Raw genomic sequence first — 15,510 nt, 5'->3', positions numbered from 1 at the left:
CCTTGAACAATACGGACGGGATTGCTCCTGTCTGAAGCGGATCAAATTGACGGTGCAAGTGGCCCATCCTTCGAGACGGGCCGCAATGCCTGATGGCCACGAGGGAGGTAGCTCAAGAAGCTACCGACCTTCGCGATACCAGGTGAGAGACAGGGCGCCAAGCAGGAGCGCAAGACCCAGGAGGCCGATCATCAGCGGGTAGCGGTCGATGCCGTTCAGAACACTTGCCTCGGTTGCCTTCAGCCCAAGCCAGCCGTTGCCGGCATAGCTCGCCGAAGGGCGCATGGAGACGATCCTGGGGACGGTCAGATCGCCGCCGACATCACGCAATCGCTCGGACGCTCCGCCCGTTGCTTCGCTGAGCGGGGCCAAAGGCTCGGTAGTGGACAGGACGTCTGTGTATTCACGCGGATTCTGCGGCCCGACGTGAATGAGCGCGCTCATGTCGCCTTCGCTGACGGAGAAGAGACCGGTTTCGCCCGCCGGCATGCCGCCGCGCCACAGGCCCGGTTCCTGTTCGGTCAGGACGATTTGGGACCGGTCACCCGTCGGCGACACGACAGTGACTTCCCCGACGGTCTCGCCCAGGGTCTGGCGTTCTATGACCAGCTCCGGTCCGCGCATGGAAACAGTAAGCGCTTCTTCTTCCAGATCCGGTTCTTTCATCAGCCAATGGGCAAGCCGACGGAGAAGCGGAACATGCGGGCCGCCACCTTCGTAACCGCGTGCCCAGAGCCAGACGTGATCGGACAGCAGCATGGCCACACGGCCTTCGCCTTCCCGGTTGAGAACCAGTAGCGGCGTGTCGCTCGGTCCGGACATCAGCGTCTGACCGGCGTCGAGTTCGGTATCCACCACGCGGAACCAGCGGCTCCATGCCGGCGGGTCCTGCTCGGAGCCGGGTAGCCCCCGGGTCACCGGGTGACGCTTGCCGAGTTCGGCGAGGGTGGCATGGTAGGGTTGTTCGAGAATGGTTCCGGTGGGACGAGCCGGCAGGATCGGCGCCAGCGGCGTGCGATAAAGGCTGCCGCCCTCCGCGTAGTCAGGACCGCCGGCCAGCAGCATTGCGCCGCCATCGCGCACGTAGCGGGCGATATTGTCGAAATAGAGCATCGGCAACACGCCACGGCGTACATAGCGGTCGAAGATGATCAGGTCGAATTCGTCGATCTTGACCGAAAACAGTTCCCGGGTCGGAAAGGCGATCAGCGACAGCTGGTTGATCGGTGTGCCGTCCTGTTTTTCCGGTGGGCGCAAAATGGTGAAGTGGACCAGATCGACCGAAGCATCGGATTTCAGAAGATTGCGCCAGGTGCGTTCGCCGGCATGCGGCGAGCCGGAGACCAGCAGCACCCGCAGATTTTCACGGATGCCATCGATGGTGACGACAGCCCGGTTGTTGAGCGTGGTGAGTTCATCGGTCAGCGGTTCGGCATCGAATTCGAAGATGTTGTTGCCGCCATGGGCGATCTCGACCGGAATGTCGATCTTCTCGCCGGTTCGGGCGGTTCGCTCGCTGATGACGTCGCCGTCACGTTTGATCGTCAGGCGCACCTGATCGCCAGGCCCGGTACCTCGACCCTGATCGACGACAGTCAGGCTGACGATCTGCTCGGAATCAACAAGGCCGAAGCGTGGGGCCTTGTCGAGAACAATGCGCCGGTCGCGCTCGTCAACAGTGCCGGTGATGAGGCCGTGCACAGGGGCGTCGAAGCCCAGCGCGCCGGCGTTGCCGGGGATATCGTGGATCTGACCATCGGTGACGATGATCGCGCCGCCGACCCGGTCAGGTGGGACGTCCGCAAGGCCGTTGGCAAGGGTCTGGAATGCTTCCGTGCCATCGCCTGACCCCGAATTTCGGGCTTCCAGAACACGCAGGTCGAAGCCATCGAGCGAGCCGATGCGGCGTTTCAGTTCCTCAACAGCCTCATCGGTTGTCGACTGGCGATCGGAGAGACGCTGGCTCTGGCTCTTGTCGACCACCAGGGCAACAACGCTGGAAAGCGGTTCCCTGTCTTCCCGCTCGACAGCGGGATTGGCCAAAGCCAGCAACAGCAAGGCCATCGTCAACGTGCGCAGCAACCATCCACGCAGGTTCAGGAAGCCGGAAAAGGCAGTGAGAAGAAGGGCGATGATGCCGCCTGCCACAAGGGCCCAGAGCGGAACGAGGGGATCGAAGGCGAGTGACCAGACCATCTAGTCTCCTATTGTCCCAAACGCTCAAGCAGAGCGGGAATATGCACCTGGTCGGCCTTGTAGTTGCCGGTCAGGCTGTACATGACGATGTTCACCCCGGAACGGAACGCGTAGTCGCGCTGCATGGGGTTGTTGGGCACCGTCGGATACATGAATTCACCCGCCTCGGTGATCGCCCAGGCAGCGGCGAAATCGTTGCCGGTGATCAGGATTGGCGACACGCCGTCGCCTGCACGCACCGGACGGTCGCCGCGGGCTGCAACCTCTTCCAGACTTTCCACCCAAAGCGGGCTGGTGGCGTATCGCCCGGGAAAGGCGTCCAGAAGATAGAAGGCTTTCGTCAGAACGTGATCGGGCGGCACCGGCTCAAGCGGGGGAACGTCCAGATCTTCCAGGATCTCGCGCAGCTTCAGGGTTGCCGGTGTCGAGGCAAAGCTGTTGGCTGACGCGTTGATGTGATCGCGCGTATCGAACAGGATGGTGCCGCCATTGCGCATGAAGGTATCTATGCGGGCGATCGTCTGGTCATTCGGCTTGTCGGCAGCTGCATCGATCGGCCAGTAGAGCAGGGAGTAGAAGGCCAGCTCGTCGCGTTCGATGTCGATGGCAATCGGCGCGCCAGGTTCCAGCGCGGTCCGCTCTGACAGGAATTGTGTCAGGCCCGACAGGCCGGCAGCACTGGCATCGTCTATTTCCGGGTTGCCGGTCAGCACATAGGCCAGGCGGGTTTCCAGGGTCGATTCCAGCGCCAGCAGATCATCGGACGATGATTGTGCCCGGGCCTGTTCGACGCCGTTCGGAGCCAAAAGGCCGGCACCGAAGGCCAGAACAAGCGCAATGGAGGCGGTTCGGCTGCGCAGCCCGAGGCGGCTGAGGCCGCCGGCCAGCAGGAAAACGGCAATCGTGTCCAGGATCATCAGCAGGAATGCCAGCGTGAAGAAAAGGGCTCTCAGGTCGAAGGGATCGGAGGTCGGGTAAGCGGTGCGCACCGTCCTGTCACCCAATGCCGAGAGGTCGAGCGGCAGCAATTCGTCGTCCTGCCGCATGAGATTGAGCGCACGAAAGCCGTCTTCCGTGCCGTAGAGGCCCGGAGGTGTTCTGCGGCTGGCTTCCGCGTCGCGGAAATCAGAGGCACTCACAGGCGTGACTTCCACGGGTGGCGGGCCGAAGCGGCCAAAGCCATCGAGCAGGCGCAAGGGAGGCAACACGCTTTTGGCCGGCGTGCCGTCTTCAGCGGTTTCGGAGGCTGCGGCCACGTTGGAAACCGACAGGATCCGCCGCAACATGTTCAGGAATACCCCCGACAGCGGCAGATTGGACCAGGAGGAGTCCGCCGTCACGTGGAACAGCACCACCGAGCCTGCGCCGATGGGGGCTGCGGTCACCAGCGGCGTGCCGTCTTCCAGCATCGCCCAGGTCCGTTCAGGCAGATCCGATGTCGGCTCGGCCAGCACCTGCCGGGTCACGGTGACTTCCTCCGGCACTCTGAGGCCGGAAAACGGCGAGCCTTCCGGAAAGTCTGCCAGATGCTGCGGCTGTTTCCAGCTGAGCGATCCTCCGAGGGACCGGTCGCCCGCGCGTAGACGCACGGGAATGAGATCGTCGCTGCCACCAGCGGTGCGCGGGCCGGCAAAACGGACCAGCGTGCCGCCGTTCTCGATCCAGTCGCGTAGCGTTTGGGTGGTGGTTTCCGGCAGCCGGCCGACATCGGCCAGAACCAGCACGGAAATGCCTTGTTCGATGAGCGAAGGCACCGCTTCGGCAATGTCCGCATCGCGTGGTCGGCGGATGTCGGAGAAGGGAGCAAGCGCGCGCTCCAGATAGTAGAGTGGAGAAAGCAGCGGCTGATCGAGATCGCCCGACTGGCCGGAAATCAGGCCGACCGTGCGCCGGCGCCAGCTGTCATCCACCAGTTGGACGGCACCTGCGGCAGCCTCACCGGTTATTTCGACCCGGGCGATGTCGTTACGCAATTCGCTTGGCAGTTCAAAACGGGCCTGCGTTTCGGTTTCTCCGGCGTTGAAACTTGCCTGTACTTCGCCCAGGACCAGCCCTTTCAGATCCAGGGCCTGAAGCGTCGCCGATGCCAGTTTCTGGTCGGGATGGCGAACAACCTTCAATGACAGGGCATCGGTATCGTTGTTCAGGTCCTTCAAACCCATTGGAATGTCCAGCCCGGTCAGTACGGTAATCGGAGCCGTGCCGGTGATCTGTGCGAGATCGGTCAGGAACGATCCCCTGGTACTGGTGTTGTCCGACAGCCAGATCACGGCTCCGGGCGGAGTTGCCTGGGCGGCCTTGCGCAGGCCGATGCTCAGCTCGGGCCGCTGCGGCGGATAGGGGCGTGGTTCCAGGGCACGCAGCTTTTCCAGGGCCGTGGTGGCGGCCTCCGGTGTGAAACTCTGACCGGGACCTTCTGCTGACGCTGCAAAGAGGATTGGCTGACCGCTCTGTTCGGCTTCGGTCAGGATCTGCTCGGCGGCGTTGACCTGTGCGGCCCAGCCCTTGGCGGACGTCCAGCCGTTGTCGACAAGAACCCAAAGGACACCTTCACCGGTATCAAGGGGCTCGCTGGAGCGCCAGATCGGCCCGGCCAGGGCGATGATCAGGATCGCCGCCATCAGCAGTCGGAGCAGTGTCAGCCACCACGGGCTGCGCTGCGGCGTTTCCTCATGCTGATCGATGCCGATCAGCAGCCGGGTTGGCGGAAACCGGATCTCGCGCGGACGCGGCGGTGTCAGACGCAGCAGCCACCAGATAACCGGAAGCAATGCCAGGGCGGTCAGGATCCAGGGAGCGGTGAAGGTCAGGGGCAATCCTGCGAACACGGGTCAGATGCCTCCCTTTGGCAACACGTCCAGCGCGCCGGACAGTGCACTGTGAAGCACCAGCAATGGCTCGGATGCCGGGCGGTCTGTGTGGTGCAGGACATATGTCCAGCCGGCCCGTCTTGCGATGTCGCGAATTTCCGCTCGATGGGCGTCCAGCCTGTTGCGGTAATCCTCGCGCCACTTTTCGGCCCGACCGGCCGTCAGCCGGACGCCCTGTTCCGGATCGGTAAATTCGACCCTGCCGTCGAAGGGGAAGGTTTCCTCGATAGGATCGAGCACCTGCACCAGATGACCGCGCGCGCCGGTGCCGGCAACTCGGGCAACCCATGCGGCGATCTCTTCGACCGGATCCAGGAAGTCGGACACCAGAACAACGTCGGCGAAGCGCTGCACGGCGATCGTGTCCGGATAGGCAATTGGCTTGGACAGATGCGTGAGAGCATCCGCCAGCCGCTCGGCGGCGCGCCGGTCAGAGAAGGGTCTTGTCAGGCCCGGTAACCCGATGCGCTCGCCCGTTTCCGCCAGCATGTCGGCCAGCGCCAGCATCAGGACAATGGAGCGGTCGCGCTTGGACACGTCGGCCAGGCGAGAACGAAACACCATGGAAGGCGAAAGGTCCGCCCAGAGCCAGACCGTGTGCGCGGCCTCCCATTCGCGTTCGCGTACATAAAGATGATCATCGCGCGCCGAACGGCGCCAATCGATGCGTTTTGCGGGTTCGCCCATGTTGAACGGGCGGAACTGCCAGAAGCTTTCGCCAGGTCCCGCGCGGCGCCGGCCATGCCAGCCGGCGATGATGGAGCTGGCAACATGGCTTGCCTCGACCAGCAGGTCCGGCAGGGCGTCCGCTACCGAGCGGGCCTCGCCGATGACATTCGGCCAGGTATCTGCATCGATACCTGCCAGCTTGCTGCCCTGAGTACTGCTCGAATCCATGCGGTCGGCTTCCTGGGTGGTAGGGGGGGCGGATCAGGCGATCAGTTCTTTGACCCGGCGGATGATATCGCGGACGGTGTGGCCGTCAGCTCTTGCGGCAAATGTCAGTGCCATGCGGTGCTGCAGGACGGGTTCGGCAAGGGCCAGCACGTCATCGACGGAAGGCGCAAGACGTCCGTCGACCAGCGCACGGGCCCGCACGGTCAGCATGAGCGCCTGACTGGCGCGTGGCCCGGGTCCCCAGGCGATCAGGTTGGCCAGATCGGACGGTGCGGCGCTGTCGTCCGGACGTGCGGAGCGCACCAGCTTCAGGATCGCTTCCACCACAGACTCGCCAACCGGCATCCGCCGCACGAGCTGCTGGTATTCCATCAGTTCTTCCGCGCGCATGGCAACCTGGGCCTTGGCCTGGTCTGCGCCGGTGGTTTCCAGAAGAATGCGGCGCTCGGCTTCAAGGTCCGGATAGTGCACGTCGATCTGCATCAGGAACCGGTCAAGCTGAGCTTCCGGCAGCGGGTAGGTGCCTTCCTGTTCAAGCGGGTTCTGGGTGGCCAGCACGTGGAAGGGCCGCGGCAGGTCGTGGGGGTGGCCGGCAACGGTCACATGGTATTCCTGCATGGCCTGCAGCAGCGCCGACTGCGTGCGCGGGCTGGCACGGTTGATTTCGTCCGCCATCAGCAGCTGCGAGAAAACCGGGCCGGGAATGAAGCGGAACGAGCGGCCGCCATCGGCGCTTTGCTCCATCACTTCCGCACCGAGAATGTCGGACGGCATCAGGTCCGGCGTGAACTGGATGCGTCGGGCGTCGAGCCCCAGAACGGTTCCGAGCGTTTCCACCAGCTTGGTCTTGGCAAGGCCGGGCACGCCGACCAGAAGGCCGTGGCCACCAGCCAATATGGTCACGAGCGACTGCTCCACCACATTTTCCTGACCGAAGATGATCCGGGCGATATCGACCTTGGCATCGCTGATCCGGCTGACGGCGCGTTCGGCTTGTTCGGCGACGGCGGCGAGGTCTTCTTCACTTGGGCTGGAGGGAGAAACAACGCTCATGGATCACCTTTCCCGTAATCTGCGATTGGACTGCCTGTCCGGCCTTCGGGCGATCAGCGCCCCCGACCTTTGTTGCTGCGACTCAAGCAGTCTGACACCATATAAATCAGTAGATAAGGCGCAATTGTGCGCCATACAGTGGAAAGGTCCAAGAATCTTTCCATGCTTTGGGGAAAAGACCGGGCCCGCCGGAACCGGCCGTCGGGCGAACGAGATCCGGGCGGCGGCGGAATTGTCAAAAATTCCGGTGCCTTGATGAAGACGACAAGGGCGAGACATTCATGGCGGAGGAAACCGCAAAAAAGGACGGAACATTACCTGAAGGTCTGAAGGCGCTGATGAGCCGGGCGGATGCAGGCGGCAAGGGACCGCCTCCGGTGGAGAAGTGGAATCCGCCATTTTGCGGGGATCTGGACATCCGGATCGCCCGTGATGGCACATGGTTTTATCTCGGCTCGCCAATCGGCCGGTTGCCTCTGGTGAAGCTGTTCGCCTCGGTACTGCGCAAGGACGAGGACGGCCGGCATTATCTGGTCACCCCGCTCGAAAAGATCGGCATCACCGTGGACGATGCACCGCTCCTGGCCGTCGAGATGGCGGTTGAAGGCGAGGCGGGTGAGCAGCAGCTCACGCTGCGGACAAATCTCGGTGATCTGATTGCCGTCGGAGCGGACCATCCGCTTCGATTTGAAAAAGAACCGGACAGCGGCGGCCTTAAACCCTATGTTCACGTCAGAGGGCGCCTGGAGGCACTGTTTACCAGAGCGCTGATGTATCAACTGGCGGATCTTATGGAAGAACGGGAAACAGATGACGGCACCCGAATGGGCGTCTGGAGCGGTGGCCGGTTCTTTTCGGTCGATCCCGCCCTCCTGAACGTTCAGGACTGACCGAATGACCTGTTGCGAACGACCGGATAGCCTGATTGCATGACTGCCTTCCTGACCAAAACCCCTGCCGATCCATCGGATTGGGCAACGCTGTTCAGGTCGCGGCTGGAGGATGCGGCGATCCGCGATATCGACCGCGACACCGGCGACCATATACTCAATCCCGATCTCGGCCCTTACGCGAGATGGGAGGGCCCGCCACGTGATGCCGCAGTTCTGATCGGGATCGTGGAGCGCGGCGACGGGCCGAATGTGGTGCTTACACAGCGGACCGGTCACCTGAAATCCCACGCCGGCCAGGTGGCCTTTCCCGGAGGCAAGATCGATCCGACGGACAATGGCCCCATCGAGGCGGCGCTGCGCGAGGCGGACGAGGAAATAGGTCTGGCTCCGGACCGTGTCGAGACGATCGGCAATCTGGCACCTTATCTTACGGGATCGGGTTACCGGGTCGTGCCGGTGGTTGGAACCATTCGGGACGGGGTGGCATTCCAGCCCAACCCCGGCGAAGTTGAAAGTGTCTTTGAAGTGCCGTTGGGTTTTTTGATGGATCCCGCGAACCATCAGAAGCTCAGCCGCGAGTGGCAGGGAAAACGCCGCTACTTCTACGCAATGCCCTTTGGAGAACGTTATATCTGGGGCGTCACCGCGGGCATTATCCGCTCCTTATATGAAACGGTCTACCGCTGATGGTTCGTGTGTTCATTCTACATCTTTTATTGTTTCTGCTGCCTTTCATCACCTACGGGCTCTGGCTGTGGCTGAGCAAGCGCAACACCGATCCCGGCCGTTGGGCGGCCAAGCCAATGGCGTGGCTCACACTCGCCGGTCTGGTGCTGGTGATCGGCGGCCTGATCGGCATGGCTTCCTTCGACCATGCACCTGACGGGGCCAACTGGCGACCGTCGGAAATGCGGGACGGGGTGTTTGTTCCAGGCCGGTACGAATAAACTCATGACAGCCAATGCCGATCAGATCCTGCAACAGGCGGACTGGCTGAAGACGCCGGGCATCCAGGCAGTGTTCGCGGCGATCGAGCAGGACGGCGACGAAGCCCGTGTCGTCGGCGGCGCGGTTCGCAACACGCTGCTCGGCCATCCGGTTCCGGATGTTGATATCGCGACGACGGCAACCCCGGAAACGGTGATGGCGCGTGCGCAAGCCGCCGGTCTGAAACCTGTCGGCACCGGTCTGGACCACGGCACGGTGACGGTGGTCAGCAGTGGCTATCCCTATGAAGTCACGACGCTGCGCGAGGACGTGGAAACCTTCGGACGCCAGGCAAGGGTTGTCTTCGGCCAAAACTGGACGCGCGATGCCGAACGCCGTGATTTCACTCTCAATGCTCTTTATGTCGATCGCCATGGACAATTGCATGATCCGCTCGGCGGATTGGATGACTGTCTCAACAGGCGTGTGCGTTTCATCGGCGAGCCGGACAGGCGCATTCGCGAGGATTATCTGCGCATCCTAAGGTTCTTCAGAATTTACGCGGCCTATGGGGCCGGCGAAATGGACGCGGAAGGTCTCGGAGCGTGTCTGCGCCAGCGCGATGGCTTGCGGCATCTTTCGGCCGAACGCATCGGCCACGAGATGCGGCGGTTGCTGCGTGCACCCCTTGCCGCGCCTGCGCTGAAAATGATGAACGACTGCGGCCTGTGGGAAATCGCGACGGGCGGACTGGCCCGGATCGAGGATTACATGGCCTTGCGCAGCCTTGAGGGGACCGCTTCGGATGTCACCGATCCGGAACTGGGGCTGGTGGTGCTTGCCGGCTTCGTGCGTGAGGACGTGGAGCGCGTGTGCGACCGTCTCCGCCTGTCGAATGCCGAGCGCGACCGGATGCGTACCGCCTGGGCGGCGATGAGATGCCTTCGCCAGGCCGGCACCCTGCCGGAAGCCGACCTTATGGTGTATCAGTTTGGCCGCCGGGGCGCGGTCGACGGGCTTCTGGGGCGCTGGGCAGGATTGCGCGCCCAGGGCAAGGATCCCGGCGATACTTTTGCTGTTCTGTTGGAGCGGTTGAGGCAAGTTCCCATGCCGGAATTTCCGCTCAAGGGAGCTGACCTGATTGCCGCCGGCCACACACCCGGACGAGCGCTTGGCGACCGCCTCAAGACGCTGGAAGCCGACTGGCGCGATAGCGGTTTTTCCCTCACCCGGCAGGATCTGCTGACGCGAGCCGGAGCCGCGATTTAAGGAAATTTTAGGTGAGCCACGTCACAACGTGAGCGTAGTTCCTCCTGGGCAAGTTTTCCGGTTAAATTGTCGTGTGAAGGCGTGTGCGGAATATAATGAGGCGATGAATGGAAATAATTCTGATCTCAGACGGCCCGCTTCCACTTGATTCCCCGGTCAGAAAACTGCCGTTCTTCTTTCCGGCGCGCCTGATCGACATGTCCAAGGTGTCTCCGAGAACGGTTGGAGAGGGGCGTGTCGCCGTGGTGGAGTTGCTCGATGCAACGGATGCCGGGCTGACGGCCCTCAAGACATCATGGGCCAGCATTGCCGAGATCCCAGTGATCTGCCTGGCTTCCAGGAAGAACCGGCGCGAAGTGATTCAGGCGTCGGCGCTTGGCAAAACCGAAATCATGGAACGCGACACGCCGCTTGCACTGCTGGTGCGCAAGCTCAAGACGATCCTGAAGAATGATCCTCTTGCCTCCGTTCCGGCCGGTGTTCCGGCAGCGACGCTTGCGGCCTACAAGAAGGGCAATGCCTTTCTGGAAAGCCTCGCCCTGTCCGCCACGGAAGGGTCGAGCATCCAGGTCAGTCTGATGAACGAGAGTGCGGGAGAAATTCTGTCGTCGCTGTCGCTCGACGGGCTGTCCCCCTGGCTCGAAGCTGTACAGACGCACCATAGCGGAACCTATTGTCATTCCCTGATGGTTGCCGGTCTTGCCGGCTCCTTTGCGGAGTATCTCGGTTGGAGCAAGGCTGACTGCCAGGAAGTGATCGCAGGTGGATTGCTGCATGACATCGGCAAGATGCGGATCCCGCTGACGATCCTGGACAAGGCCAACAAGCTGACGGATGCCGAGCGTGCCATCATCGACAAACACCCCATGTTCGGCCGGGAGATCCTGAAGCCGAGGCTGGAAGTGTCGATCGACATCAAGAAAATGGCCATCCAGCATCACGAGTATCTGGATGGCTCGGGGTATCCCGACAGGCTGAAGGGGGAGAGGATCTCGCCCAAGGTCCGCCTGATGACCATTTGCGATATTTTCACGGCGCTGACCGAGACACGATCCTACAAGGAAGGCATGCCGGTTCGCGCGGCCATCGGCGTGATGCTGGAAATGGCCAAAAAGCTTGATCAGACCATGCTGAAACAATTCGCCCAGATGGTCCTGGACCGGGATTTCGGCGAAGTCAGCCGCCAACCGCGGAAGGTGAAAGGCTCCACCACCGCGGTTTAAGTCACGGCCATTTCACCACGGGCGGCATGGACGACAGGATCGAGGCGACGTTGCCACCGGTCTTCAGGCCGAAAATCGTGCCGCGGTCGTAGAGCAGATTGTATTCCACATAACGGCCCCGGCGGATCAGTTGTTCTTCACGCTCCGCATCGTTCCAGGATTTCTGGAAATTGCGGCGGACCAGTTCCGGATAGATGTTCAGGAACGCCAGGCCGACGTCCCTGGTGAAGGCAAAATCGTCTTCCCAGGTTCCGCTGTTGAGGTAATCGTAGAAGATGCCGCCGATGCCGCGCGCTTCGTTGCGGTGCTTCAGAAAGAAATAGTCGTCGCACCAGGCCTTGTAGGCGTCATAATCGGCAACGTCATGTGCGTTGCAGGCCGCGCGCATGGCGTCGTGAAACGCGATGGTGTCCGGGTCGTCCTGCGTCCGCCGTGCGTCGAGCACCGGCGTCAGGTCCGCGCCGCCGCCGAACCACTGGCGGGTGGTGACCACCATGCGGGTGTTCATGTGAACGGCAGGCACATGCGGGTCGTGCGGATGGGCAATCAGGCTGATACCGGAGGCCCAGAAGCGGGGGTCTTCGTTGGCGCCTGGGATCTGCCCGCGGAATTCCGGCGAGAATTCGCCATGGACAGTGGAAATGTGCACGCCAACCTTCTCAAAGACACGGCCATGCATCATCGACATCACGCCGCCGCCACCTTTTGCACCGGTGCTGTCGGTACGCTCCCAAGGTGTGCGCTCGAAGCGGCCGGCCGGCTGATCGGCCAGGGGGCCTTCCAGAGTGCCGATCTCGTCTTCCAGGTCCTCGAAAGCCTTGCAGATCCGGTCGCGCAGCTCCTTGAACCAGGCTGGTGCGGTTGCCTTCTTGTCCTCGATGCCGTCCGGGATGGGACCGCCGCGGTTTTCAGGTTTGGGTGCGTTCATGTGACTGCCTGGACTGGTTGGAGACCCGCAGCTGGCGGGCACGCAAATGATTGCTATCCCTGGCTTTTAGGAAATGTGCCTGATTGCCGCAAGGCTTCACCCAGCACCATGCCGGTTGAGACGGCAACATTGAGCGAACGCATGCCGACGGCCATGGGGATGGTCAGCCGGGCATCGGCAAGCGTGTGCACGTCTTCCGGCACGCCCGAACTTTCCCGGCCCATCATCAGGATATCGTCAGTTTGATAAGCGAAATCCGCGTAGGGCATGTCCGATTTCGTCGTCAGAAGGATCAACCTGCGCTGCTGCGACCGTCGCCAGTCATCGAACGCAGCGAACGAGATATGACGGACCATTGCAGCCCGCTCCAGATAATCCATGCCGGCCCGCTTGAGCGCGCTGTCGGAGATCGGGAAGCCTGCGGGCTCGATCAGATGCACGGTAACACCCATGCAGGCTGCAAGACGCAGGATCGTGCCGGTGTTCTGAGGGATGTCCGGCTGGTAGAGGGCGATATCTGGCATGGTCGTCCGCATTCGGGTTGGAAGTTCGGCTCAATAGCAGCAGGCACGCCATTTGTCACAGGCGGACGGTTTCATCCTCCTGGCATGACTCCGAAGGCTACGAATTGGAAGCAAATCGTTACATATTTTCACTGGGCCAATTTCACGCCCGGCGCGTAGGATGATGTGAAGAATCGCTCCAGCCCCCATGGAGACGCCCCGTGTCCCCGCTCTTTCGCGCTTTTGAAACCTGGATAAATCCTTTCCGGGAACCGCCCAAATCCGACATGCCCCGAGGCGGCTTTGCCTTCCTCATGTATTTTGTTACCCAGGTGCGCTGGCCATTTGTTGCCATGCTTGCGCTCGGCGGTGCTGCTGCTTTTGTCGAGGTGACGATCTTCAACTTTCTTGGCCGGATTGTGGATCTCCTTGACGGAGGCAATCGCGAGACGTTCTTCCAGGACCATTTCTGGACCCTCATGACCATGGCCTTCGTGGTGCTGGTCGTCCGCACGCTCACCAACTCGCTGATGGCGCTGGTGGAGGAGCAGACCATTGTCCCCGGGTTCTTCAACCTGGTGCGCTGGCAGTGCCATCAGCAGGTCATGAAACAGAGCCTTGCCTATTTTCAGGACGATCTTGCCGGTCGCCTGTCACAGAAGGTGATGCAATCGGGCATGTCTGCGGGCGATTTCATGACCAACCTTCTGCAGGTGGTCTGGTTCATCGTCGTCTATGCCATCACGACCCTCGTGCTGATCGCCGATCTGGATCTCTGGCTGGGTGCAATTGTGGCGGTCTGGCTGCTCTGCTTCACGGCAACGGCCGTCATCTTCGTGCCGCGGGTCCGCGCCGCGGCAAAGGACACGGCAAATGCCTATTCGGGTGTAACCGGACGCCTGGTGGATACCTACACCAACATCCAGTCGGTCAAGCTGTTCGGCTCGTCGAAGGAAGAGAGCCGGGGGGCGCGGGTCTCGGTGGAGGCCATGATTGCGAAACTTCATGTCTTCACCAGGCTTTTGACCACCATCCGCATGATCATGACAATGATCAACGGGGTGATGATCGTCACCATCGCGGGCACGGCACTGTCCATCTGGCAGGATGGCGGCATCAGTACCGGTCACGTTGCCTTCGCGCTCAGCCTGATCTTGCGCCTGAATATCCTGCTGAACCGGTTGTTCAATCAGCTCAACGGATTGTTCCGCCACTTCGGCTCCCTGCAGGACAGCATGGAAACCATCGTCAAGCCGGTCTCTCTCTCAGACAAGCCGGAGGCCCCGGATCTGCAGGTGGCTGCCGGAGAGGTCCGGTTCGAAAAGATCCGGTTCCATTATGGCAAGGCAGGAGGCGTTATCGATCATCTCGACCTGACGATCCAGCCCGGCGAACGTGTCGGCATCGTCGGCCCGTCCGGGGCAGGCAAGACCACGCTGACGAGCCTGATGCTCCGGTTCTTCGACGTGGAGTCAGGCCGTATTCTCATCGATGGTCAGGACGTCAGGGATGTGAACCAGGAATCCCTGCGCCGGTCGGTCGGCATGGTGACGCAGGATCCGTCCCTGCTGCATCGTTCGATCCGCGAAAACATCCTCTACGGGCGAACGTCGGCCAGCGAGGAGGAGCTGTTGGATGCTACGCGCAAGGCCCATGCGTCCGGGTTCATCCAGAAGCTTGAAGACAGGCGAGGACGCAAGGGGTTCGATGCCTTTGTCGGCGAACGCGGTGTCAAACTGTCCGGTGGTCAGCGTCAGCGCATCGCCATCGCCAGGGTGCTGCTGAAGGATGCTCCGATCCTCGTTCTGGACGAAGCGACATCGGCTCTCGATTCCGAAGTCGAAGCTGCGATCCAGGAGAACCTGCAAGGTCTGATGACGGGCAAGACAGTGATCGCAATTGCCCACCGCCTGTCGACCATCGCCGCCATGGACCGCCTGATCGTCATGGACAGGGGCAGGATCGTTCAGCAAGGCACTCACGAAACACTGCTGGAAGATGCGGACGGTCTTTACGCACAGCTCTGGCACCGCCAGTCCGGCGGGTTTCTGGAGGCGGAAAAAGAACTTGTCTAAGCGATCACGCGACCTTGCACCGGCGGCATTTCTTGCTGATCCACCTCGGTTTCCATGGCGTAGAACCGTGGAAACCAGTCAGGCATGAAGTCAGGGGGCCAGTCTTGAAATTCGTCACGGCATATATCGCTACAGTGCTCGTTTTCCTTGCCGTGGACTATGTCTGGCTGACCCAGGTGTCCACCAGGTTCTATATCGACCGCATTGGCCATCTGATGATGGAGCGGCCAAACATTGCCGCGGCCAGCGTTTTCTATCTGTTTTACGTCGTCGGTATCGTGATCTTTGCCGTGCTGCCCGCGCTCAAGGCCGAAAGTTTGGCAACTGCCATTCTCATGGGGGCTCTGTTCGGGCTTTTCACTTACGGCACATATGATGTAACCAACTATGCAACGCTCCGGGACTGGCCGATTTCTGTCGTTCTTGTCGACGTTGCCTGGGGAACGGTCCTGTCGGCGGTCTCGGCGACCGCGGGCTTCACGATCACGCGGCTGATGTCCTGAACGGATACATGCGAGCTACAGCGGGTGAAAAGCTCGTAAAAAATATCAAGACTAAGTATTTCCCCGAAGACCGGCCGTTACTGAATTTTTACGTGCAGAGCGGTAATGTTTCGCCTCCCGATAACGGCGCCTTGAAAGGTGCCCGTCGCGGGGGCTGAAACTACTGTCGGGGT

Annotated in this window: 13 protein-coding genes; 7 read left to right on the top strand and 6 right to left on the bottom strand. The window is 61.5% G+C overall.

The genetic code is table 11. From position 1 onward, the window contains the following. Positions 1–120 precede the first annotated feature (120 nt). Genes ACYQ54_RS06735 through ACYQ54_RS06720 form a run of 4 tightly spaced genes read right to left on the bottom strand, consistent with a single transcriptional unit; the run spans position 121 to position 7,016 of the window. Positions 121–2,196 (bottom strand): hypothetical protein, encoded by a 2,076-nt coding sequence (locus ACYQ54_RS06735; protein ID WP_460080509.1) that lies wholly within the window; start codon positions 2,194–2,196, stop codon positions 121–123. Positions 2,197–2,204: 8 nt separating this feature from the next. Next, positions 2,205–5,024, bottom strand: a complete 2,820-nt coding sequence (locus ACYQ54_RS06730; protein ID WP_460080508.1) for a DUF4159 domain-containing protein — start codon at positions 5,022–5,024, stop codon at positions 2,205–2,207. Between the two features lie 3 nt (positions 5,025–5,027). Beyond that, positions 5,028–5,963, bottom strand: a complete 936-nt coding sequence (locus ACYQ54_RS06725; RefSeq protein WP_460080506.1) for a DUF58 domain-containing protein — start codon at positions 5,961–5,963, stop codon at positions 5,028–5,030. A gap of 33 nt (positions 5,964–5,996) precedes the next feature. After that, the gene (locus ACYQ54_RS06720) at positions 5,997–7,016 is read right to left on the bottom strand and encodes an AAA family ATPase (protein WP_460080504.1); all 1,020 of its coding nucleotides are present in this window, start codon (positions 7,014–7,016) and stop codon (positions 5,997–5,999) included. Positions 7,017–7,297: 281 nt separating this feature from the next. Between ACYQ54_RS06720 and ACYQ54_RS06715 the strand changes: the two genes are divergently transcribed. The 5 genes from ACYQ54_RS06715 (at position 7,298) to ACYQ54_RS06695 (ending at position 11,328) form a co-directional block, all read left to right on the top strand. Beyond that, the gene (locus tag ACYQ54_RS06715; protein WP_460080502.1) at positions 7,298–7,906 is read left to right on the top strand and encodes a DUF1285 domain-containing protein; all 609 of its coding nucleotides are present in this window, start codon (positions 7,298–7,300) and stop codon (positions 7,904–7,906) included. Positions 7,907–7,945: 39 nt separating this feature from the next. Next, positions 7,946–8,596, top strand: a complete 651-nt coding sequence (locus tag ACYQ54_RS06710; protein ID WP_460080501.1) for a CoA pyrophosphatase — start codon at positions 7,946–7,948, stop codon at positions 8,594–8,596. Further along, positions 8,596–8,856 carry a DUF6111 family protein gene (locus tag ACYQ54_RS06705; RefSeq protein ID WP_460080499.1) on the top strand — a complete coding sequence of 87 codons (261 nt, stop codon included), beginning with the start codon at positions 8,596–8,598 and terminating at the stop codon, positions 8,854–8,856. Before ACYQ54_RS06710 ends, ACYQ54_RS06705 begins: the two co-directional genes overlap by 1 nt. Before the next feature lie 4 nt (positions 8,857–8,860). Then, positions 8,861–10,105 carry a CCA tRNA nucleotidyltransferase gene (locus ACYQ54_RS06700; RefSeq protein ID WP_460080497.1) on the top strand — a complete coding sequence of 415 codons (1,245 nt, stop codon included), beginning with the start codon at positions 8,861–8,863 and terminating at the stop codon, positions 10,103–10,105. Positions 10,106–10,212: 107 nt separating this feature from the next. Then, positions 10,213–11,328 carry an HD-GYP domain-containing protein gene (locus ACYQ54_RS06695; RefSeq protein WP_460080496.1) on the top strand — a complete coding sequence of 372 codons (1,116 nt, stop codon included), beginning with the start codon at positions 10,213–10,215 and terminating at the stop codon, positions 11,326–11,328. Position 11,329: 1 nt separating this feature from the next. On the opposite strand, the gene hemF is transcribed toward ACYQ54_RS06695, so the two are convergent. Then, complete coding sequence (gene hemF / locus ACYQ54_RS06690; protein WP_460080494.1) at positions 11,330–12,256, bottom strand: oxygen-dependent coproporphyrinogen oxidase; 927 nt, start codon at positions 12,254–12,256, stop codon at positions 11,330–11,332. 53 nt (positions 12,257–12,309) lie between these two features. Then, positions 12,310–12,780, bottom strand: a complete 471-nt coding sequence (locus ACYQ54_RS06685; protein WP_460080491.1) for a tRNA (cytidine(34)-2'-O)-methyltransferase — start codon at positions 12,778–12,780, stop codon at positions 12,310–12,312. A gap of 266 nt (positions 12,781–13,046) precedes the next feature. Here ACYQ54_RS06685 and ACYQ54_RS06680 point away from each other — a divergent pair, with 266 nt between their 5' ends. Together ACYQ54_RS06680 and ACYQ54_RS06675 are read left to right on the top strand one after the other, a co-directional pair. Next, complete coding sequence (locus ACYQ54_RS06680; RefSeq protein WP_460081696.1) at positions 13,047–14,834, top strand: ABC transporter ATP-binding protein; 1,788 nt, start codon at positions 13,047–13,049, stop codon at positions 14,832–14,834. Positions 14,835–14,938: 104 nt separating this feature from the next. Further along, complete coding sequence (locus ACYQ54_RS06675; protein WP_460080489.1) at positions 14,939–15,337, top strand: DUF2177 family protein; 399 nt, start codon at positions 14,939–14,941, stop codon at positions 15,335–15,337. Positions 15,338–15,510 lie beyond the last annotated feature (173 nt).

This window comes from Roseibium sp. LAB1 (genome assembly GCF_054658235.1).
The sequence above is the reverse complement of the archived record's forward strand: the minus strand, read 5'-3'. Positions and strand labels throughout refer to the sequence as shown.

Coding starts and splice junctions, on each gene's coding strand:
- ACYQ54_RS06725 (WP_460080506.1), bottom strand. CDS start 5,963: ATGGATTCGAGCAGTACTCAGGGCAGCAAGCTGGCAGGTATCGATGCA.
- ACYQ54_RS06685 (WP_460080491.1), bottom strand. CDS start 12,780: ATGCCAGATATCGCCCTCTACCAGCCGGACATCCCTCAGAACACCGGC.
- ACYQ54_RS06715 (WP_460080502.1), top strand. CDS start 7,298: ATGGCGGAGGAAACCGCAAAAAAGGACGGAACATTACCTGAAGGTCTG.
- ACYQ54_RS06705 (WP_460080499.1), top strand. CDS start 8,596: ATGGTTCGTGTGTTCATTCTACATCTTTTATTGTTTCTGCTGCCTTTC.
- ACYQ54_RS06735 (WP_460080509.1), bottom strand. CDS start 2,196: ATGGTCTGGTCACTCGCCTTCGATCCCCTCGTTCCGCTCTGGGCCCTT.
- ACYQ54_RS06710 (WP_460080501.1), top strand. CDS start 7,946: ATGACTGCCTTCCTGACCAAAACCCCTGCCGATCCATCGGATTGGGCA.
- ACYQ54_RS06700 (WP_460080497.1), top strand. CDS start 8,861: ATGACAGCCAATGCCGATCAGATCCTGCAACAGGCGGACTGGCTGAAG.
- ACYQ54_RS06695 (WP_460080496.1), top strand. CDS start 10,213: ATGGAAATAATTCTGATCTCAGACGGCCCGCTTCCACTTGATTCCCCG.
- ACYQ54_RS06720 (WP_460080504.1), bottom strand. CDS start 7,016: ATGAGCGTTGTTTCTCCCTCCAGCCCAAGTGAAGAAGACCTCGCCGCC.
- hemF (WP_460080494.1), bottom strand. CDS start 12,256: ATGAACGCACCCAAACCTGAAAACCGCGGCGGTCCCATCCCGGACGGC.
- ACYQ54_RS06680 (WP_460081696.1), top strand. CDS start 13,047: ATGCCCCGAGGCGGCTTTGCCTTCCTCATGTATTTTGTTACCCAGGTG.